This window comes from Pseudomonas marginalis (assembly GCF_008692035.1).
Taxonomy (GTDB): domain Bacteria; phylum Pseudomonadota; class Gammaproteobacteria; order Pseudomonadales; family Pseudomonadaceae; genus Aquipseudomonas; species Aquipseudomonas marginalis.
Genome location: NZ_VTFG01000002.1, coordinates 1,212,780 through 1,232,481, shown reverse-complemented (window position 1 = coordinate 1,232,481; position 19,702 = coordinate 1,212,780). Strand labels below are relative to the sequence as shown.

The following is a 19,702-nucleotide window of genomic DNA, read 5'->3' as shown; positions in this document are numbered from 1 at the left end:
GTGCATCGGGCACTCGGCTAGTGCTATTCGTCATCCTGAAAAATAAACTTCAAAAAAGCGTCAAAGTACTTTTTCCTGTCATGGGTTTTGCGGTATTACGAAGTCAGATCGCCGAAACCTGCAACACAGGTGGCGTCTTCCAAGACTCCTCATGTGGGCACTGCGCTTGACGTCACTCAGGTGCAGTCGGTGGTCGAATCGAGGCGCAGCACTGTTGTGGTATTGCGTCGACTGGCTCCCACAAAGGTGACCGAGTATGGATGATCATGGACGTAACCCTTCTTCCGACCAGCCAATCCTTTATGTGCTTGATACCAATGTACTGATCCACGATCCAAACGCACTGCTTAACTTCGAAGAACACCACGTCGCCATCCCGATGATCGTGCTTGAGGAGCTCGACAAACTCAAAAGCGGGCACCACAGCGTGGCTGCCGAATGCCGCCAGGCCATCCGCCTGATCGACAAGACCCTGGGCGAAGCGTCACCCGAGGACGTTGAGGTCGGCGTGCCGATCCAGCGCGGCAAAAGCGGGCCCAAGGGCTTGCTGTCGATCCTGATGAGCAAGCGCAGCGAGCCCAACAGCCTGCTGCCGGAAAACCTGAACGACAACAAAATCATCAACCAATTGATCGACCTGCACGCTCGCGACAAGGACCTGCGCGTGGTGCTGGTGACCAAAGACATCAATATGCGCCTCAAGGCACGAGCGTGTGGGATCGCTGCCGAGGACTACAGTACCGACCAACTGGTCGACGACGTGTCGATGCTGTCCCGTGGTTATCACATGATGACCGGCTCGTTCTGGGACCGTGTCAGCAAGGTCGAAACCCGTCAGGACCATGGCCGTACCTGGCACCAGGTACAACTGATCGACAACCTGCCGGCCGTGCATATCAATGAATTCATTGTCGACGAACAGGGCTTCGTGGGCTGGATCAAAGAGATCCAGGTCGACAAGCTGCTGATCCTCGACCTGCATCAGGAACCCCTGTTGCACCAGGAAGCCTGGGGCCTGAAACCGCGTGACATCTACCAGAGCCTGGCGCTGTATGCGCTGCTCGACCCGGACATCCACCTGGTCAACCTGACGGGCGCTGCCGGTTCCGGTAAAACCATCCTCGCCCTGGCTGCCGCCATCGAGCAGACCATGGTGACCAAGCGCTATCGCCGCATCATCGCCACCCGCTCCGTGCAGGGCCTGGACCAGGAAATCGGCTTTTTGCCCGGTACCGAGGCGGAAAAAATGGAGCCGTGGCTGGGGGCGATCACCGACAACCTCGAAGCCTTGCACATGGATGACGAAAACACCCATGGCAGCGTCGACTACATCCTCAGCAAAGTGCCGTTGCAGTTCAAATCCCTCAACTACATCCGAGGTCGCAGCTTCCAGCAGAGCCTGATTTTGATCGATGAATGCCAGAACCTGACCCCGCACCAGATGAAAACCATCATCACCCGTGCCGGCGCCGGTTCCAAAGTGGTGTGCCTGGGCAACCTGGCACAGATCGACACCCCTTACCTGTCCGCGACCAGCTCCGGGCTGACCTACCTGACGGAACGCTTCAAGGACTTCCCGAACGGCGTGCATATCGCGCTGCAAGGGGTGCCTCGCTCGATTCTGGCTGAATACGCAGAGTCGCACCTGTAACCGTTGGAGCGGCGGTGCGTCGCACCGCTGCTCCCACATTTATTGCGTGTTGGGTTTACAATCGCCGCTCCTGATCAGGAGTATCCCTGTGCTGACTCATCTCGATTCCCAAGGTCGCGCCCATATGGTCGACGTCACCGACAAGTCCGTGACGTTCCGGGAGGCGGTGGCCGAAGCGCGGGTGCGCATGCTGCCCGAGACCCTGCAAATGATCGTCGACGGCGCCCATCCCAAGGGCGACGTGTTTGCCGTGGCCCGCATCGCCGGGATCCAGGCGGCGAAAAAAACCAGTGATCTGATTCCCCTGTGTCACCCGCTGATGTTGACCGGAGTCAAGGTCGAACTGAGTGCCGATGGCGCAGACTCGGTACACATCGTCGCGCGCTGCAAGCTGTCCGGGCAGACCGGCGTAGAGATGGAAGCGTTGACGGCGGCCAGCGTCGCGGCGCTGACGATCTACGACATGTGCAAGGCCGTGGATCGCGGCATGACCATCGAAAACATCCGCCTGCTGGAAAAGCTTGGCGGTAAGAGCGGGCATTTCAAGGCGGATGGACAATGAGCATCAACGTACTGTTTTTCGCGCGTTACAGCGAAAAAATAGGCCTGGATTCACTTGAGATGGAAGGCGAATTCGCCACGGTCGATGCCGTGCGCCAGGCGCTGGCCGCTGATCCGGGCTTTGAAGTGCTCAACGAAACCAGCTTGATGTGTGCTCGCAACCAGGAGTTGTGTGCTCTCGACGAGCCGTTGCAGGCCGGTGATGAAGTTGCGTTCTTCCCGCCCGTGACCGGAGGCTGAACATGGCCATTCGTGTACAGGTCGAACCGTTTGACCCCGGTGCCGAGGTCAACGCGATGCACGCGGCGAATGTGGGCGTGGGCGCGGTGGTGAGTTTCGTCGGCTATGTGCGCGATTTCAACGAGGGCCGAGAGGTGTCCGGGATGTTTCTCGAACACTATCCGGGCATGACTGAAAAAGCCTTGGCCAAGATCGCCGTCGAAGCCGAGCAACGCTGGCCGCTGCTCAAGCTCGAAGTGCTGCATCGTATCGGTGCGCTGGAGCCTGGCGAGCCGATAGTGTTCGTGGCCGCCGCCAGTGCCCATCGCCAGGCCGCGTTCGATGCCTGTGCGTTTGTGATGGATTACCTGAAAACCCGTGCGCCTTTCTGGAAGAAGGAAAACACCCGTGAGGGTGCGCGCTGGGTGGAAGGGCGGGACAGCGACCACGCTGCGGCGGATCGCTGGAAATAACCAGCCGAACACTTAACCAAATGTGGGAGGGGGCTTGCCCCCGATAGCGGTGCGTCAGTCAATTTATGTATCGACTGATCCACTGCTATCGGGGGCAAGTCGAATCGTCGCACCGCCCCTCCCACATTTTTATCGCTTTTCAGCTTACGGGCGTTTGCGTTCTACAGCCCGCAGCAAGTGCGTCGGCGGAGTCTCGCAACTGATCTTGCGGCCCAGCAAGGTCTCGATCGACGGCAACTGATACGAGTCATCCTCCCCGGCAAAGCTGATCGACACGCCCGCAGCCCCCGCACGGCCGGTACGGCCGATGCGGTGCACATAGTCGTCCGGCACTTCCGGCAGGGTGAAGTTGATCACGTGGCTGATGCCGTCGATGTGAATCCCGCGCCCGGCCACGTCGGTGGCCACCAGCACGCGGATCTTGCCTTCGCGGAAGCCTTCCAGGGTCTTGATGCGCTTGTGTTGCGGCACATCGCCCGACAGTTGCGCGGCATTCACGCCATCGCGCACCAGGCGTTCCTCGATGCGGCGCACTTCGTCCTTGCGGTTGGCGAACACCATCACGCGTTCCCAGCCGTTGTCGTTGACCAGGTTGTAGAGCAGCTTGTACTTGTCGGCACCGGCCACGGCATAGATGTGCTGTTCGACGTTTTCGCTGGCGACGTTTTCCGCTTCGATCTCGACGATGGACGGCTCGGTGGTCCACTGCTTGGCGAGGTTCATCACGTCTTCGGTGAAGGTCGCGGAGAACAGCAGGGTTTGGCGCTCGTTTTTCGGCGGGGTCTGGCGAATGATCTGGCGCACTTGTGGGATGAAACCCATGTCGAGCATGCGGTCGGCTTCGTCCAGCACCATCACTTCGACCATGTCCAGGTGCACGTCGCCGCGCTGGTTGAAGTCCAGCAGGCGGCCGGGGGTTGCCACCAGGATGTCGCAGTGGCGGGCTTCGAGGTGCTTGAGCTGCTTGTCGAAGTCCATGCCGCCGACGAACGTCATGACGTTGAGGCCGGTGTACTTGGTCAGGTCGGCGGCGTCCTTGGCGATCTGCACCACCAGTTCACGGGTAGGCGCGATGATCAGCGCACGCGGTTCACCCATGTAGCGTTCTTTCGGCGGCGGCGTTTGCAGCAGCTGGGTGATGATCGAGATCAGGAACGCGGCGGTCTTGCCGGTACCGGTCTGGGCACGACCGATGGCATCTTTGCCGGCGAGGGTAAAGCCCAGTACCTGCGCCTGGATCGGCGTGCAGTACGGGAACCCCAGGTCCTGGATGGCGTGCATCAGTTCCGGGGCCAGTTTGAAATCATGGAAGCGGGTCTTGCCTTCCTGGGGCTCGACGACGAAATCCTCGAGTTTCCACGGGATCACCGGCGGTTTGGGCGCGCGTTCCCGGCGAGGCTTGGGGGCGGGTGCGGCTTGGGTCTCGGGTTTTGCCTGTTCGGGCGGTGTCACCGTCGGCGTCTTCGGCTGGGCGACAGGTGCAGTCCGGCCTGGCTGTTGACCGTCATTGCGGCTGCCGGAGGAGGGGACAGGAGCACTGGGAACAGGCGCGAGCGGCTCAGCCTCGCTTTTGCCGAACATCTTCTTGAGTGCTTTGAGCACGGTGATCTCATTAATTGGTTAAGGAATGTACGCCGGCCAGTGTAATGCAAGAATCGGGCGCGGCGTAGTGCGTCTGTCATACGGCTACATAAACGTGGGGTTCAGCCCAGGCGAGCGGTCAACCAAGTCCCTATATCGTGAATCTCCTGGGGTAACACTTCGTGGCCCATTGGGTATTCCTGCCATGTCACGGTGACACCACGGGTTTTCAGGTGCTCGTAGGCGCTGCGGCCCATGGCGTTCTGTACCACCTCGTCGTACTGGCCGTGCAGGCACAGCGTTGGAATGCGTTGTTGGCTGGCCGACAATTCAAGCTCATCGCTGAAGGTGGGCGCGTAGGTGGAGAGGGCGATGACGCCGCCCAATGGCCCCTCCCAATTCAGGAACGCGGTGTGGAATACCACGGCGCCACCTTGGGAAAAGCCCGCGAGGAAAATCCGCGAAGCGTCTATTCCGGTTCTCTTCTGTGCTTCGATCAGATCGGTCAGCATTTTTGCTGACACTTCCAGCTCTTCCAGGCTGATCGAGCGGGCCGGGCTCATGGCCTTGATGTCGTACCAGCTGGGCATCTCGTAGCCACCATTGATCGTCACCGGACGGGTCGGTGCCTGGGGCAAAACAAAGCGGGTGGACAGCAAGCTTTCCTGCAGCGCCTCGGCCACCGGCAGGAAGTCGTAGCGATCGGCACCCAGGCCATGCAACCAGATTACGCAGGCGTCTGCGGGCTTGGCGGGCTGAAGAATCAAGGGTTCGGTCATGTCTGCTCCATATATGTGCGTGCGCTCCGATTGGGTGCGTCGGAACGGTGCGCGACAGGTTGATCTGTTAAGAGAATGTCGCAAGGTTGAATCTTTTTCCATTGACGAGGGGCTGAAACGACTCAGCCGCCACTCTGGTACGCGCCTTGCTATGTGTAGGTCGATGTCAGAACTTTCCCTGGACGGTAACACTATCAGTGACTGCCGCTTCTGGGATAGCCGCTGGAATTACCGCGAAAGCCTCATGCCGCTTGACCCTAAAAAAAGCCAACACGGGTCGATATCGCCTCATAAGGGTGCGCTGAGGTTGGAGCTTCGACACAACAAGAGCAACTGGAGGTTTGAATGAAGGTATTGAAATCCACCCTGGCCATCGTTAGCGCGGCGGCTGTACTGGGTGTCAGTGGTTTCGCCCAGGCTGGCGCCACTCTGGACGCCGTGCAGAAGAAAGGCTTTGTGCAATGTGGCGTGAGTGACGGCTTGCCGGGCTTCTCGGTACCGGATGCCAGCGGCAAGATCCTCGGGATCGATGCTGACGTTTGCCGCGCCGTGGCCGCTGCCGTTTTCGGCGACGCCACCAAGGTCAAATTCAGCCAGTTGAACGCCAAGGAGCGTTTCACCGCGCTTCAATCCGGCGAAGTCGACATCCTGTCGCGCAACACCACCATGACCAGCTCCCGCGATGCGGGCATGGGCCTGAAATTCCCGGGCTTCATCACTTACTACGACGGCATCGGCTTCCTGGTTAACAACAAGCTGGGCGTCAAAAGTGCCAAGGAACTGGACGGTGCAACCATCTGCATCCAGGCCGGTACCACCACTGAGCTGAACGTTTCCGACTACTTCCGTGGCAACAACCTCAAATACACCCCGATCACCTTCGACACCTCCGATGAAAGCGCCAAGTCGCTGGAATCCGGTCGTTGCGACGTACTGACTTCCGACAAGTCCCAACTGTTCGCCCAGCGCAGCAAGCTGGCCTCGCCAAAAGACTACGTAGTTCTGCCGGAAACCATTTCCAAGGAACCGCTGGGCCCGGTCGTGCGTAACGGTGATGACGAGTGGCTGGCCATCGTGCGCTGGGTGGGCTACGCCATGCTCAACGCTGAAGAAGCCGGCATCACGTCCAAAAACGTTGAAGCTGAAGCCAAGTCCACCAAGAACCCGGACGTTGCGCGTCTGCTCGGTGCTGACGGCGAATACGGCAAAGACCTGAAAGTGAAGAAGGATTGGGTCGTACAGATCGTCAAGCAAGTCGGTAACTACGGTGAAGTGTTCGAGCGCAACCTGGGCAAGAGCACCCCGCTGGAAATCGACCGCGGCCTGAACGCGCTGTGGAACAACGGCGGCATTCAATACGCACCGCCTGTGCGCTGATCGCTGATGGTTCTGTCACCCGGTGGGCCAACCGCCGGGTGATGTTCTGTTCCATTCTTTCCGGGGCACTTCATGCAAAAACAAATCGGCGCACCAAATCGGAAGCTCAGCTTCAGCGATCCCAAAGTGCGTGCGTGGCTCTTCCAGATCATCACGATTGTGGCGGTGATCTCGCTGGGCTGGTACCTCTTCGACAATACCCAGACCAACCTTCAGCACCGGGGCATTACCTCGGGTTTCGACTTTCTTGAGCGCAGTGCCGGCTTCGGCATCGCGCAGCATTTGATCGACTACACCGAATCGGACAGCTATGCCCGTGTCTTTGTGATCGGGCTGCTCAACACGTTGCTGGTGACCTTTATCGGGGTGATCCTGGCGACCCTGCTGGGCTTCATCATCGGCGTGGCGCGCCTGTCACCGAACTGGATGATCAACAAGCTGGCGACCGTGTATGTGGAAGTGTTCCGCAACATTCCGCCGCTGCTGCAGATCCTGTTCTGGTACTTCGCGGTGTTCCTGACCATGCCGGGGCCGCGCAACAGCCATAACTTCGGTGACACCTTCTTTGTCAGCAGCCGTGGCCTGAACATGCCCGCAGCGCTGGCCGCTGACGGGTTCTGGCCGTTTGTGGCCAGCATCGTGGTTGCCATCGTGGCAATCGTGCTGATGGCGCGTTGGGCCAACAAGCGCTTTGAGGCGACCGGCGTACCCTTCCACAAGTTCTGGGCGGGCCTGGCGCTGTTTATCGTGATCCCGGCGTTGTGTGCCTTGATCTTCGGCGCGCCGCTGCACTGGGAAATGCCAAAGCTTTCAGGTTTTAACTTTGTCGGCGGCTGGGTACTGATCCCTGAACTGCTGGCCCTGACCCTGGCGCTTACCGTGTACACGGCAGCGTTTATCGCCGAGATCGTGCGTTCGGGCATCAAGTCCGTCAGCCACGGCCAGACCGAAGCTGCGCGCTCCCTGGGCCTGCGCCCTGGGCCGACGCTGCGCAAGGTCATCATCCCGCAAGCCCTGCGGGTGATCATTCCGCCGCTGACCAGCCAGTACCTGAACCTGGCGAAGAACTCGTCGCTGGCCGCCGGTATCGGTTACCCGGAAATGGTTTCGCTGTTTGCCGGCACGGTGCTCAACCAGACCGGCCAGGCCATCGAGGTTATTGCCATCACCATGAGTGTGTACCTGGCGATCAGCATCAGCATTTCCCTGCTGATGAACTGGTACAACAAGCGCATTGCGCTGATCGAGCGGTGAGGAAACGCACATGAGTTCGCATACTTTCAAACCTGATATGCCGCCGCCGAGCAAAGTCTTCGGACCGATGGCCTGGATGCGCGCCAACCTGTTCTCCAGTTGGCTCAATACCCTGCTGACGCTGTTGGCGTTCTACCTGATCTACCTGGTGGTGCCGCCGATCCTGCAGTGGGCCATCCTCGATGCCAACTGGGTCGGCACCACCCGCGCCGACTGCACCAAGGAAGGCGCGTGCTGGGTGTTTATCCAGCAGCGCTTCGGGCAGTTCATGTACGGCTACTACCCCGGCGACCTGCGCTGGCGTGTGGACCTGACCGTGTGGCTGGCCATCGTCGGCGTGGCGCCGTTGTTCATCTCGCGTTTCCCACGCAAGGCGGTCTATGGCCTGAGCTTCCTGGTGCTGTACCCGATCATCGCCTACTTCCTGCTCCACGGCGGGATCTTCGGGCTGACCAATGTGGCAACCAGCCAATGGGGCGGCCTGATGCTGACCCTGGTCATCGCCACTGTCGGCATCGCCGGTGCCTTGCCGCTGGGGATTGTGCTGGCCTTGGGGCGGCGCTCGAACATGCCGGCGATTCGTGTGGTCTGCGTGACCTTCATCGAGTTCTGGCGCGGCGTGCCGTTGATCACCGTGCTGTTCATGTCCTCGGTGATGCTGCCGTTGTTCCTGCCCGAAGGCATGGGCATCGACAAGCTGCTGCGGGCGTTGATCGGCGTGATCCTGTTCCAGTCGGCCTACGTGGCCGAGGTGGTGCGTGGCGGTTTGCAGGCGATCCCTAAAGGTCAGTACGAAGCGGCCGCGGCGATGGGCCTGGGTTACTGGCGCAGCATGGGCCTGGTGATTCTGCCGCAAGCCCTGAAGATGGTGATCCCGGGCATCGTCAACACGTTTATCGCCTTGTTCAAGGACACCAGCCTGGTGATTATCATCGGCCTGTTCGACCTGCTCAACAGCGTCAAGCAAGCCGCCGCCGACCCTAAATGGTTGGGCATGGCCACCGAAGGCTATGTGTTTGCCGCCCTGGTGTTCTGGATTTTCTGTTTTGGTATGTCGCGCTATTCCATTCATTTGGAACACAAGCTCGACACAGGCCACAAGCGTTAGGAGTTGATGTTATGAGCGAAGCGATCAAACAGCCTGTGAGCCCTGAAGGCATTATCCAGATGCAGGGCGTCAACAAGTGGTACGGCCAGTTCCATGTGTTGAAAGACATCAACCTCAACGTCAAGCAGGGCGAGCGTATCGTGCTGTGCGGCCCGTCGGGTTCGGGCAAGTCCACCACCATCCGTTGCCTCAACCGTCTGGAAGAGCACCAGCAGGGCCGCATCGTGGTCGATGGCGTGGAACTGACCAACGACCTCAAGCAGATCGAAGCGATCCGCCGTGAAGTCGGCATGGTGTTCCAGCACTTCAACCTGTTCCCGCACCTGACCATCCTGCAGAACTGCACGCTGGCGCCGATGTGGGTGCGCAAGATGCCCAAGCGCAAGGCCGAGGAAATCGCCATGCACTACCTGGAGCGTGTGCGCATCCCGGAGCAGGCCCACAAGTTTCCGGGGCAACTGTCCGGCGGCCAGCAACAGCGCGTTGCGATTGCCCGCGCCCTGTGCATGAAGCCGAAAATCATGCTGTTCGATGAGCCGACCTCGGCCCTCGATCCGGAAATGGTCAAGGAAGTACTCGACACCATGATCGGCCTGGCCGAAGACGGCATGACCATGTTGTGCGTGACCCACGAAATGGGTTTCGCGCGCACCGTGGCCAACCGTGTGATTTTCATGGACAAGGGCGAGATCGTCGAACAGGCGGCGCCGAATGACTTCTTCGACAACCCGCAGAATGACCGGACCAAGCTGTTCTTGAGCCAGATCCTGCATTGATCGATGCCTGAAAAAATAAACCCGGCCTGGCCGGGTTTATTTTTGTCTGTTCAGGAGGCCTTGAGCGCCTCCTGCCCTGTGTTCGCGGTATGGGTGAAGCCCCGCAGGTCAGCGCCTTCGGCCAAGACCCTGGCGTCGGCGAGCAGGTGAGGGTAACGGTCCAACAATCGCATCAATAGAACCAGTGGCTTCGGTGGCAGAAGCTCACCGCGTTCATAACGTGAAAAAGCGTTGTGACCGCCACCGGACAACAGTTGCACGGCTTCTTTCTGCGTAAGGTGCAGCTTGCGACGGATGCGTTTCATCTCGTTGCCGATCATTGTCCGCGCGGTACGGACCAGTTCATCGCTGGCGGCGCTATAGCGGTCGGAGCTGTCAGGGTCATGCATGCCGTCGCCGCACAGTTGGCATTCCCAGCCAGACAGGTCATCGACACGCCGTTCCATACCGTTGACACGGAGGGTTTCGCTGCGGCTTTCGAAGCGCCTCATGGCGTCGGGTGCACCGCAAATGAAGCAATGTTGAGTGTTCATGAGCTCTTCTTCTTGAAGGAGATCACTGGAGGGTTACCGGCTGTGCAGTAAGTGACCTTGATGTAAATCTCCAGACCGTGTGAATTGATGTGGTACACGTCCTGCCACACCCGGTGATCGGCATACGTGGTCATCGATTTGTACAACATCCTGTTTTGTAGTTCGAAAACGACCTCTTGCATCTCCTTGATATTCAGACCGAGCCGCGCGCCTGTTTGCTTTGCTGCGAGCGTAAATGCCCGGCCTCCAAGCCGCCTGACGTCCGCCTTGATCACCGCCAGATCGTAATGAGGTGTGTACTTTTCCATAAGACACCTGAGCCGAATAATTACCCTTTGAGGGTAATTTTACCAATCGAAAATACTGCTCCTTTTCCTGCCTAAGAACCCTAGTGCGTTGCCTTTGTAGGCAACTCTGAATAGGCTGTAGGAAAATTCATCCTATGATTGGACGAAAGCCTGCATTCCATGACAGACATCGCCCCCTTGATCAAACGCTCCCTGGTGGACCAGGCCCTTGAGCAATTGCGCTGGCGCATCAGCGAAGGCCGGTGGGCCATCGGCGAACGCCTGCCCACCGAGCCGGAGCTGGCCGCCGAGCTGGGCATCAGCCGCAACACCGTGCGCGAGGCCATGCGCGTGTTGGCGTTCTCCGGGTTGATCGAGATCCGCCAGGGCGACGGCAGTTACCTGCGCTCGATGACCGACCCGCTGGGGGCCATGCGCGCGTTATCCCACTGCACCCTGGAGCAGGCGCAGGAGACGCGGCAGATCCTGGAAGTGGAGGCCGTCGGGCTCGCGGCGGTGCGCCGTACCGACGCCGACCTCACCGCTTTGCATGAGGCACTCAAGGCCAGCGCGGTGCTGTACCACGGTGACCTCGAGGCCTATATCAGCGCCGACCTGCTGTTCCACAAACGCCTGGTGGACGCCGCGCACAACCCGGCGTTGAGCGAGCTGTACCAGTACTTTTCCGCCATCGTCGGCGCGCAGTTGCGCCAGACCCTGAACATTTCGCCGCGTCGCCAGGCGGTGTTCGACCTGCATATCGCCCTGCTCGCAGCCGTGGAACACCAGGACCCGGAACGCGCCAAATCCCTTTGCCGGCAGTTGATCAATGAACCCTGAAACCAAGCGTACGAGCGAGTTGGACGAACTGTTGATCGACGCCGAGGCCGACGACGACGTGGTGCAAAGCAGCCACCCGGTGGTGAGTCGCCCCTGGTTGCTGCTGCTGGGCCTGATCCTGGTGGCCTTGAACCTGCGTCCGGCGTTGTCGAGCGTGGCGCCATTGCTGGCCGACGTCTCCAGCAGCCTGGGGTTGTCGGCGGCCAAGGCCGGTTTGCTCACCACCCTGCCGGTGTTGTGCCTCGGCCTGTTCGCACCCACGGCGCCGATCCTGGCCCGGCGGTTTGGCGCCGAGCGGGTGGTGTTGGGGATTTTGCTGACCCTGGCCGCCGGCATCATCCTGCGCAGCGCTTTTGGCGAAGTGGGCTTGTTCGTCGGCAGCCTGATCGCCGGTGCGAGCATCGGCATCATCGGCGTCTTGCTGCCGGGCCTGATCAAGCGTGATTTCGCCAGGCAGGCCGGTGCCATGACCGGCGTCTACACCATGGCCCTGTGCCTGGGCGCGGCGTTGGCCGCCGGTGCCACGGTGCCGCTGAGTCATTACTTCGGTGACCGCTGGACCATTGGTCTGGGCTTCTGGATTCTGCCGGCGTTGGCGGCGGCGTTGTTCTGGTTACCGCAGGTCGGCCGCAGACACGCCACCCACCAGGTCGCCTACCGAGTGAAGGGCCTGCTGCGTGATCCGCTGGCCTGGCAGGTCACCTTGTACATGGGCCTGCAATCGTCCCTGTCGTACATCGTGTTTGGCTGGCTGCCGTCGATCCTGATCGGTCGTGGCCTGAGCGCCACCGAAGCCGGGCTGGCGTTGTCCGGCTCTATCGTCATGCAATTGTTCAGTTCCCTCGCCGCACCCTGGCTCGCCACCCGTGGCAAAGACCAGCGCCTGGCGATCGTAGTGGTGATGCTGCTGACCCTCGGCGGTTTGTTCGGTTGCCTGTATGCACCGCTGGACGGCCTGTGGGGCTGGGCGATCCTGCTCGGCCTGGGCCAGGGCGGTACGTTCAGCCTGGCGCTGACCCTGATCGTGCTGCGCTCGCGCGACTCCCATGTGGCGGCCAACCTGTCGAGCATGGCCCAGGGCTTTGGCTACACCCTGGCGTCCATTGGCCCATTTGCGGTGGGCCTGGTGCACGACTGGACGGGCGGCTGGTCGGCCATCGGCTGGATTTTCGCGGTCATCGGCCTGGGCGCCATCATTGCCGGGCTGGGGGCGGGGCGGGCGCAGTATGTGCAGGTCAGCAGCGAGAAAGTCTAGAGGTACACCACCTCCAGCGTGGCAAGGCCGTCGAGTCGGGTATCGCTGCTCAGGTCCAGGTTTTGCGTGGCATTGATCACGGCTTCGACCTTGACCGTGCTGATCAGCTCCTGGATTGCCGAGGGCCCGGCCGTGCTGCCGGCGATGCCGGTAAAGCCCAGGTAACTGTTGGCGCCGATATTGATGGGGTTGAGGTTGGCGGTGCGCCAGGCCACGCCACCGGTGGTGGACTCGGTGCCATACACCTGCGTGGTGCTGTCGACCAGGGTCTGCCTGGGGTCGAAGGTCATGGCGTACAGGCCGATACGGTTGCCGCTGTTGTCCAGGCCCAGGCCGTAGTAAATCTCGCTGTTGACCATGGCCGAACCGTCGCGATTGTCGTGCATGCGCAAGGCGAAGCGGTTCGAGGCGTTGCAGGCGATGCTGACTTGCAGCAGCTTGACCGGCAGGCGCGTATTTTTGTCCGCGTTCAGGTCCTGGTGGGAGATCTTGCCGTAGTCGATCAACGCGCCGTTGGACAACTGCGGGGTACAGGCGGTGGGCGTGATGCGGCCCTTGACCGCCAGGTCCACGCGCGAGGCGGCCTGTGCGGGGAGCGCGCTCCCCAGTAACAGCAGGGAGAGCAGGGTGATGCCGGGGGTTTTCATGGGGCGGGTTCCAATGGGTTACAGGTAGATGATTTCGAGGGTGCCGGAGCCGTTGATGTACACCACGTTGCGCAAGTCCAGGGCCTGGGTCGGCGCCAGGTAGGCCTTGAGGCGCACCGTGCCGGCCAGGTGCTGGATCGGTACCGGCCCCAACGTGCTGGCGGCGCGGTCGGTGAACCCCATGAGGCTGTTGGCGGCGATGGGGATCTGCCGGGCACTGGAACTGCTCCAGGCCACCCCGCCGCTGGTGGAGTCGGTGCGATACAGCGTGCCGAGGGCGTCGGCGCTGAATTCGGCCGGGTCGATGTTCAGGTAGTAGCGCCCGATCTTGTTCTGGCTGGCGTCCAGGTCCAGGCCGTAGGCGGTTTCATCGGTGCCTCCGGTCGCCGAGCCGTTGCGGTTGTCGTGCATCTTCAAGGCGAAGGGGGTGGCGGCGTCGCAACTGACAGAAAACTGCAGGGTGCGGGTGGGCAGTGGGGTTTCGTGGGTGGCGTTCAGGTCTTTGGCCGCCAGCGTGCCGTAATCCACCAGCCCTCCATTAGACAACTGCGGTACACAGGCCACGGGAGCGAAATGCGCCTGCAGTGTCAGTTCGCGGTAGCGATCGCTGGGACGGTGGTAGACCGTGCCGGAGACTTCCCAGGTGGTGGCATCCCTGACGCGGGTGGCGGCGCTGTCGGCCCAGGCGTTGACGCTCAGTTGCAGTGAAAAGTGCTTGCCCGTCAGCAGCGTACCGTTCTGGACCGGCGCAATCCCGTGGCCCGGCCGCCAATCCAGGCTGTTACCTGTGGCGACGGCAGGCTGGCCGCTGGCGGGCAGCAACCCCAGGGCCACCGCCTGGCCATCCAGTACAGCGTCGCTGGCGTGGAGGGTGTAGCTGCCCTGCTCGGTAAATTGCCAGCGCTCTGCGCTTGTCGCCAAAGCGCGATAGAACAGGCTCGGGTCGGTGGGGTGCGGGCACGTGAACGTCAGGCTCAGGCGCCGCTCGCCGAGCAAACGCTGTGGGGCGCTGTCGCGCTGGGCGGCGCGGTTCATCAGGCCAAAATCCAGCAACGCCTCGCTGACGTTCAGGCGGCATTCGTCCTGGGCCAGGGCGCTATTGAGCGCGCCCATCAGCACGCAGGCGATGCCTAGTCGTAGGGCTGTCATCGATCATCCTCGGGGCTATGGCAGAGGGCGGGGGCGGTTTCGTAATACACCGTCGGATTTGCTTTGGCCGGCAATTCAAAGCGCAATTCACAGCGGTGTTTGCCTGCGGTGCCGACCCACAGCGTGGTGTGCTCCAGCACATTGGGCAGGAACACCTGGCTGCCGTCCTGGACCAGGGTGACGAATTCACCCTCGGCGGTGCTCACCGTGGCGCCACGGGGCAACGGCTGGTCCTGGTCGGTGCGTACCGTCAGCAGCAAGCGGCGCGTCAGCGCGACGCCGAACTCGACGCGATCCACCGCACCACGCCCGGCCGAGATCATTGCCAGGCCATTGTGGATATCGGCGTTGCGTGGCAGCGAGCGGGTCTGTACCTCGACCGGGCTGCGTCCGTACGCATTGACCTGGGAAACCACCGCCTGGCCTTGCCAATCGGTCCAGACCGGGCCGCTGGGGGTGCTGAGCTTGATGCCGCTCATGTCGCCCACCGACACCAGGGCGAAGGTGTCGCGCACCGGGTACGGCGAGAACGTCATCCCGCCGCCATGCACCACCATCGCGCCACGGGCACCGCCCTGGTAACTCGAGCGTTCGGCGTCGCTGCGGCTGTAGCTCAGGTCCAACTGGCTGTAGCGCGGCAGGGCGGACAGGCCCACGCTGGTCTCCACCTGGCGGTCGCGGCTGTCGTACTCGGCGCTGACCCGGTAGTTGAGTTGGTCGTTGACCTGTTCGTTCAGGCCGAGCCCGGAACGGTGCTCGCCGCCCGAGTTGCGCACCCAGGCGCGGGCCCGGCGACTCTCGCCCAGGGGCAGGCTCAGGTTCAGGTACACCGCGTTGTCCTGTTGCTGGCGCCCGCCCATCTGCCATTCGGCACTGGCCGACAGCGAAACGCCGTTGACGCTCGTCCCCCAGGACGCCAGCGCGCGGCTGCTGTTGGCCCCGTCAAAATTGCTGGAGCGCGAGAGCCCGGCGCTGAATGCCCCGAGCCACGGGTGCGACCAGCCCAGGGTGGCGCTTTGTTGATCGCGATAGCGTGTGCTGCGGTGCCGGTCGGGTTGGGCTGCGTAGGTGGCTTCCTCCAGCTCGCGGTAGCCTGGGGTGCGCCAGGAGTTGGCGAGACTGAATGACCATTGTTCACCCAGGCGCTGGGCCCAGGAAAGATCGGTTTGTACACCCTGTGCCTTGTCGCGGGCCTGGGCATCGGAGAGTTGGCTGGCCAGCTGCAACTGGCTGTCCAGCCCGGGCAACCAGGCCATGCTTGCTCCCACTCCACGGTATTGGCTGGCGGCCAGCACGCCACCGCCCACGGACAATTGCGGATGCACGGCGCCGTTCCAGCCCGCACTGACCACCCACGGATCGTCACCTTGAGCGTTACCCATATTGCGCACGCGTCCTGCCGCCACCGAGTAACCGGCTGCCGGCAGCCCCAGGCCAAGCATCGCCGCCGGTACGGTAAAGCGCCGTTCGCCGCCCGTGCTTTCCTTGACCGTTACCTCCACATCCGAGCGGGTGTTCAAGCGCCGTACATCGGTGAGGGCGAACGGGCCGGCGGGGACCACCGTCGAGTGGATCAGCGCGCCGTTCTGCCGCACCTCGACCTGTGCGGGGCTGTTGGCGATGCCCTCGATGGTCGCGCCCTGTTCCTGGTCTTGCAGGGCTTGTTCGGTAAATACCTGCACGCCGGTGATCTGGGCGCCGGACAACACCGGGTTGTAGAGGCTGACTTGCCCGGCCTGCAGCACCGTTTGATAACGGGCAAAGGTGCGTTGGGCATAGGCTTCCAGGTGGGTGCTGCGTGACAGGCCATCCTGCCAGGTCTGCACCTGGCGGCTGCGCACGATCCAGTCGCCCGCATTGAAGCCGACCTCGGTATTGGCCGAGCCGAAACGGCTGGCGTCGTCGCCGAAGCGGTTGTAGAACCCGCTGAGGTCGTAGTTGAGCAGGCCCGCGACGCCGCCTGCCTGGTACCCCGAGATGTCCTGCTGCAGGGGGCGCAAGGCTTCGCTTGGCACCACCAGCGATACGGTAAGGCTGGCCGGGTCCGGCTCGACCAGACTCTGCGGGAAGCGGGCGAGCACGTCATGGCACGGGCCGCTGTCCGCCGGGACCCGCAGATTGGCGGTGTCCAGCAGCGCGCGGTCAAAGCACAGGGCGCCGTGCTCATCGAAACGGGCCTGCAGGCGGCCGCGGCGTTGCCCGTTGACCCGCAAGGTCACGGCGTGTGTGCCTGCCGTGAAGCGCGGGGCATCCAGTAGCAGGCTCGCCAGTTGCGGGTCGATGCCGCGCTGGTCCAGGGTCTTGGTATCAAAGCCTGCGTACTCGTCGGCCCGTACCTCTTCGGGGAACAAGACAAAGGTCAACAACAGCACGGGTAAGGCAAGGCGGGGTGGAGCGGCGGGCACGGCGTTGCCGTCACGATCATTCACGACTGTTTTCACCAAGGCATTCGAATATTGGGCGGCTGCGCGTCTTAGCGGCGCTTGTCAGGCCGTCACGTCGTCTTGCGTCAGGGGAGGGTGAGCGGCGCGTCGTAGGCGGCGACGGCGAAACCATACAGGGTGGCCGGTTGCAGTCTTACCATGCGGGCGCCGGCGGCGGTTGCCGGCACACGCAGGCGCTCACCCGGCAACACGTAGGTGCGCGGCAGCATCGCCTTGCCGTCGCCGGGCAGCAGGCGCAGTTCCTGGGCCAGCCGCACCACATACGGCGTGTCATTGCTGACCAGCAATTGGTTGTTTTCCAGGGACCAGGTCAAGCCGGTCCAGGGCGTGCGATTGGGCGCCAGGCCCTTGGGATGAATGATCACCGGCAGGTTCTGGCGCACGGTGACACCCACCCGTGCATGTCCGGCCTCGGCTGCGGGGCGGCCCTTGGGCATGCCTTCGAAAATCACGCGTTTGAGGCGCTGGCTCTTGAGCGGCAAATGATCTTGCAGGATGAAACGCACCAGTTGCGATTTCGTCGGCTCCACCCGCGACAACGGCGGGGTGACCACCAGCAAGGGCTCGTTGTCTTCCGGGATATCTTCCAGGGTCACGTGCAGCAGGGCCAGCTGACTGTCGGTGTTGGTCACCGAAACGCTGGCTTCGCCGTCGCTTTCGTAGACGATCACCACGGAGGTGTCGGGGACCATGCCATCAGCCCGGGCATTCATGCTGAACAGCAATGCCAGGGTCGCAATGTTCAAAAGTAGTGTCGTCATGACAAGAGTTCCATTGGGCAGGAGAGGAGTCAGAGGTAGCGCAGATCCAGGACGATGGAGCCATCCAGCGGCACCTCTTGATCCAGGGTCAGGTAGTTGGAAAAGTTGATCGAGGTTTCGATGTGCAGTTGGGCGCTCAGATGCCTGATGAAATCCGGCTGGCGATCCCCCGGCAGGGCAAAACCGGTGTAGGCCTTGGGCGCGGCGTTGGGGCGAGGCGTCCAGGTTTCACCGTTGTCGAGGGAAATCAGCACCTGCATGGGTTGCGCGTCGCCCAGTGGGTTGCGATAGGACAGCGCCACGCCGCCGAGGCGTTCTTCGGGGGCATGGATGTTCCTGCCCAAGCCGAAGACCCCTGGGGCCAGCGCCGACTCCGCACGGTTGTCCAGGCCCACCAGCGCAAACAGCATGGGCCGGGCGCACTGTACGGACAGCTCCAGGAGTCGGCTCGGCATCAGGGTGAATTCATCACTGCTCAGCGTATGGGAGGGAATCTTGCCATGGTCAACCATACCGTCTTCCGACAGCTCGACGTGACAGGCGTCCGGGGTCAACCGGCCGGTCACGGTGATATCGACGATAGAGGCGGCCCACGCCGGGGCGGCGAAGGTCAGTGTCAGCAGGGCAGCGAAAAGCGTGGCGGGCGTGTTCATAGGGCATCACTGGCTGGGAGACGGTGGCCGATCTGTAAGGGAGGCCATGGCAGGACTGGCCTGGCATGGCATGGCATCCCCGGCATCACAGGTACTTCACTTCCAGGGTGGCCGACCCGTCGAGGGTGACCTCGTTGCTCAGGTCCAGGCTGTCCGTGCGGGCAATCGAGGTGCTGACCTCCATCTCCATGACCAATTCCTTCACGGGCACCGGCTGGGTGGTGTCATCCGTGGTGGCGACCGACATGTACAGGCCCGGGTCCCAGAACTTTTCCTTGTACCAGGTATTGCCCCCGTCGCCGGAAGCGATGGTTTCCACCTGTACGCCGTCGGCGACGGCGTTTTGCAACATCAGGTCGAACCAGCCCAGTTTTTGCGTACCGTTGATAAAGCCCAGTCCGAAGAGACTCGCCATTATTGCGGAGTCCGCGCGGTTATCGATCGCATTCAGGGCAAACGAGGTCGCACCATCACAGACCACCGCAATCGTCATGACGTTCTTACCGATGTGGGTAGGGTTGTCCGGGCGCAGGTCCTTGGCGGAAATCTTCCCGTGGTCGATGACGCCGCCGCCGGACAGGTTGGGGGTACAGGCGCTGGGCACGATCAGGCCCTTGACGGTCAGGTCCACGGTGGAGGCGGCATGGGCGGTGGCGCAGGTGAGCAGCATCAAGCTGGTGGCAGCGGCACTGAACAGGGTTTTCATGGTGAGCGAACTCCTTTCGATAGGCGGAATTACAGGTACTTGAGTTGAACGGTGGCGTGCCCGTCGATGGGGACTTCGTCCAGCAGGGTCAGGCGGTCGGCGGGGGCGACGTGGGTGTACAGGCGGATCTGCGCGTCAAAGTCGCGGACGGCGATGGGCACCAGGCCATTGCTGCTTGCAACGGCGGTCAGCCAGATATGGTTCAACTGGTTGGTGGGGGCCCAGCTCACCCCGCCATCGCTTGAGGTAATGATGCGTGCAGCCGCGCCGTCGGCCACGGGGGTGTAGAGGTGGAAGGTCGAGCCGCCGATCTTTTCATCGTTCGGGGTCATGCCCAGGCCATGCCAGTGATCATGGTTGGCCGAAGAACCGGCGCGGTTATCAATGGTGTTGAGGGTGAAAAATGTCGGCCCTTCGCAACGGACGCTCAATTGCATGTTCTGGTTGGGCAACACGGTGTGTTGCTCGGCATTGAGCGACTTGGCCGACATTTTCCCGAAGTCGACCACGCCGCCCCCGGAAATCAGCGGCGCGCAGGCGCTGGGCGTGATGCTGCCCTTGACGGTGAGGTCGGTATTGCTGGCGGCAAACACCGCTGGCGTAAACAACAGCAACAGTGCTGCGCGAGTGACAAATAGGTTCATAGGG

The 19,702-nt window shown here is 61.9% G+C and carries 21 protein-coding genes; 10 read left to right on the top strand and 11 right to left on the bottom strand.

What is annotated here, in order from left to right:
• Positions 1-256 precede the first annotated feature (256 nt).
• The 4 genes from FX984_RS25875 to moaE all read left to right on the top strand — a co-directional run bounded on the left by FX984_RS25875 (position 257) and on the right by moaE (position 2,904).
• On the top strand, positions 257-1,651 hold the full coding sequence (locus FX984_RS25875) for a PhoH family protein (RefSeq protein WP_005785025.1): 1,395 nt from the start codon (positions 257-259) through the stop codon (positions 1,649-1,651).
• A gap of 88 nt (positions 1,652-1,739) precedes the next feature.
• Positions 1,740-2,213 carry a cyclic pyranopterin monophosphate synthase MoaC gene (gene moaC, locus FX984_RS25870; protein ID WP_027604721.1) on the top strand — a complete coding sequence of 158 codons (474 nt, stop codon included), beginning with the start codon at positions 1,740-1,742 and terminating at the stop codon, positions 2,211-2,213.
• Complete coding sequence (gene moaD / locus FX984_RS25865; protein WP_027604720.1) at positions 2,210-2,452, top strand: molybdopterin converting factor subunit 1; 243 nt, start codon at positions 2,210-2,212, stop codon at positions 2,450-2,452. Before moaC ends, moaD begins: the two co-directional genes overlap by 4 nt.
• A gap of 2 nt (positions 2,453-2,454) precedes the next feature.
• Positions 2,455-2,904 carry a molybdopterin synthase catalytic subunit MoaE gene (moaE, locus tag FX984_RS25860; RefSeq protein ID WP_027604719.1) on the top strand — a complete coding sequence of 150 codons (450 nt, stop codon included), beginning with the start codon at positions 2,455-2,457 and terminating at the stop codon, positions 2,902-2,904.
• Positions 2,905-3,048: 144 nt separating this feature from the next.
• On the opposite strand, the gene rhlB is transcribed toward moaE, so the two are convergent.
• Both rhlB and FX984_RS25850 read right to left on the bottom strand, forming a co-directional pair.
• A complete protein-coding gene (gene rhlB, locus FX984_RS25855) occupies positions 3,049-4,512 on the bottom strand; it encodes an ATP-dependent RNA helicase RhlB (RefSeq protein ID WP_169899203.1) in 1,464 nt (487 codons plus the stop codon).
• Between the two features lie 95 nt (positions 4,513-4,607).
• Positions 4,608-5,264, bottom strand: coding sequence for an alpha/beta hydrolase (locus FX984_RS25850; protein WP_027604717.1), 657 nt, complete (start codon positions 5,262-5,264; stop codon positions 4,608-4,610).
• A 345-nt stretch (positions 5,265-5,609) separates the two neighbouring features.
• On the opposite strand from FX984_RS25850, the gene FX984_RS25845 reads away from it, so the two are divergent.
• From FX984_RS25845 to FX984_RS25830, 4 genes are all read left to right on the top strand, one after another.
• On the top strand, positions 5,610-6,641 hold the full coding sequence (locus tag FX984_RS25845) for an amino acid ABC transporter substrate-binding protein (protein WP_027604716.1): 1,032 nt from the start codon (positions 5,610-5,612) through the stop codon (positions 6,639-6,641).
• Between the two features lie 72 nt (positions 6,642-6,713).
• Positions 6,714-7,895 carry an amino acid ABC transporter permease gene (locus tag FX984_RS25840; protein ID WP_027604715.1) on the top strand — a complete coding sequence of 394 codons (1,182 nt, stop codon included), beginning with the start codon at positions 6,714-6,716 and terminating at the stop codon, positions 7,893-7,895.
• A gap of 10 nt (positions 7,896-7,905) precedes the next feature.
• The gene (locus FX984_RS25835) at positions 7,906-9,003 is read left to right on the top strand and encodes an amino acid ABC transporter permease (RefSeq protein ID WP_027604714.1); all 1,098 of its coding nucleotides are present in this window, start codon (positions 7,906-7,908) and stop codon (positions 9,001-9,003) included.
• A gap of 11 nt (positions 9,004-9,014) precedes the next feature.
• Positions 9,015-9,779 (top strand): amino acid ABC transporter ATP-binding protein, encoded by a 765-nt coding sequence (locus tag FX984_RS25830; protein WP_003171943.1) that lies wholly within the window; start codon positions 9,015-9,017, stop codon positions 9,777-9,779.
• A gap of 50 nt (positions 9,780-9,829) precedes the next feature.
• On the opposite strand, the gene FX984_RS25825 is transcribed toward FX984_RS25830, so the two are convergent.
• Together FX984_RS25825 and FX984_RS25820 are read right to left on the bottom strand one after the other, a co-directional pair.
• Entirely contained in the window at positions 9,830-10,312 is a 483-nt protein-coding gene (locus FX984_RS25825; protein ID WP_098480346.1) for a type II toxin-antitoxin system MqsA family antitoxin, read from the bottom strand.
• On the bottom strand, positions 10,309-10,620 hold the full coding sequence (locus FX984_RS25820) for a type II toxin-antitoxin system MqsR family toxin (RefSeq protein WP_027604712.1): 312 nt from the start codon (positions 10,618-10,620) through the stop codon (positions 10,309-10,311). The genes FX984_RS25825 and FX984_RS25820 overlap by 4 nt, the downstream gene beginning before the upstream one ends.
• Before the next feature lie 159 nt (positions 10,621-10,779).
• Between FX984_RS25820 and FX984_RS25815 the strand changes: the two genes are divergently transcribed.
• Positions 10,780-11,439, top strand: coding sequence for a FadR/GntR family transcriptional regulator (locus FX984_RS25815; protein WP_092356653.1), 660 nt, complete (start codon positions 10,780-10,782; stop codon positions 11,437-11,439).
• Positions 11,429-12,694 (top strand): CynX/NimT family MFS transporter, encoded by a 1,266-nt coding sequence (locus FX984_RS25810; RefSeq protein ID WP_146476025.1) that lies wholly within the window; start codon positions 11,429-11,431, stop codon positions 12,692-12,694. Before FX984_RS25815 ends, FX984_RS25810 begins: the two co-directional genes overlap by 11 nt.
• On the opposite strand, the gene FX984_RS25805 is transcribed toward FX984_RS25810, so the two are convergent.
• The 7 genes from FX984_RS25805 to FX984_RS25775 all read right to left on the bottom strand — a co-directional run bounded on the left by FX984_RS25805 (position 12,691) and on the right by FX984_RS25775 (position 19,698).
• On the bottom strand, positions 12,691-13,341 hold the full coding sequence (locus FX984_RS25805; protein ID WP_146476023.1) for a DUF1120 domain-containing protein: 651 nt from the start codon (positions 13,339-13,341) through the stop codon (positions 12,691-12,693). The two genes, FX984_RS25810 and FX984_RS25805, sit on opposite strands and share 4 nt — an antisense overlap.
• A gap of 18 nt (positions 13,342-13,359) precedes the next feature.
• On the bottom strand, positions 13,360-14,490 hold the full coding sequence (locus FX984_RS25800) for a DUF1120 domain-containing protein (protein ID WP_146476021.1): 1,131 nt from the start codon (positions 14,488-14,490) through the stop codon (positions 13,360-13,362).
• On the bottom strand, positions 14,487-16,919 hold the full coding sequence (locus FX984_RS25795; protein ID WP_146476018.1) for a fimbria/pilus outer membrane usher protein: 2,433 nt from the start codon (positions 16,917-16,919) through the stop codon (positions 14,487-14,489). The genes FX984_RS25800 and FX984_RS25795 overlap by 4 nt, the downstream gene beginning before the upstream one ends.
• 80 nt (positions 16,920-16,999) lie before the next feature.
• Positions 17,000-17,695 carry a fimbria/pilus chaperone family protein gene (locus FX984_RS25790; protein ID WP_146476015.1) on the bottom strand — a complete coding sequence of 232 codons (696 nt, stop codon included), beginning with the start codon at positions 17,693-17,695 and terminating at the stop codon, positions 17,000-17,002.
• A 29-nt stretch (positions 17,696-17,724) separates the two neighbouring features.
• Positions 17,725-18,348 carry a DUF1120 domain-containing protein gene (locus FX984_RS25785; RefSeq protein ID WP_146476013.1) on the bottom strand — a complete coding sequence of 208 codons (624 nt, stop codon included), beginning with the start codon at positions 18,346-18,348 and terminating at the stop codon, positions 17,725-17,727.
• Positions 18,349-18,433: 85 nt separating this feature from the next.
• On the bottom strand, positions 18,434-19,054 hold the full coding sequence (locus FX984_RS25780; protein WP_027604704.1) for a DUF1120 domain-containing protein: 621 nt from the start codon (positions 19,052-19,054) through the stop codon (positions 18,434-18,436).
• Positions 19,055-19,083: 29 nt separating this feature from the next.
• Positions 19,084-19,698: a DUF1120 domain-containing protein gene (locus FX984_RS25775; protein ID WP_027604703.1), complete on the bottom strand. Its 615-nt coding sequence runs from the start codon at positions 19,696-19,698 to the stop codon at positions 19,084-19,086.
• Positions 19,699-19,702: the final 4 nt, after the last annotated feature.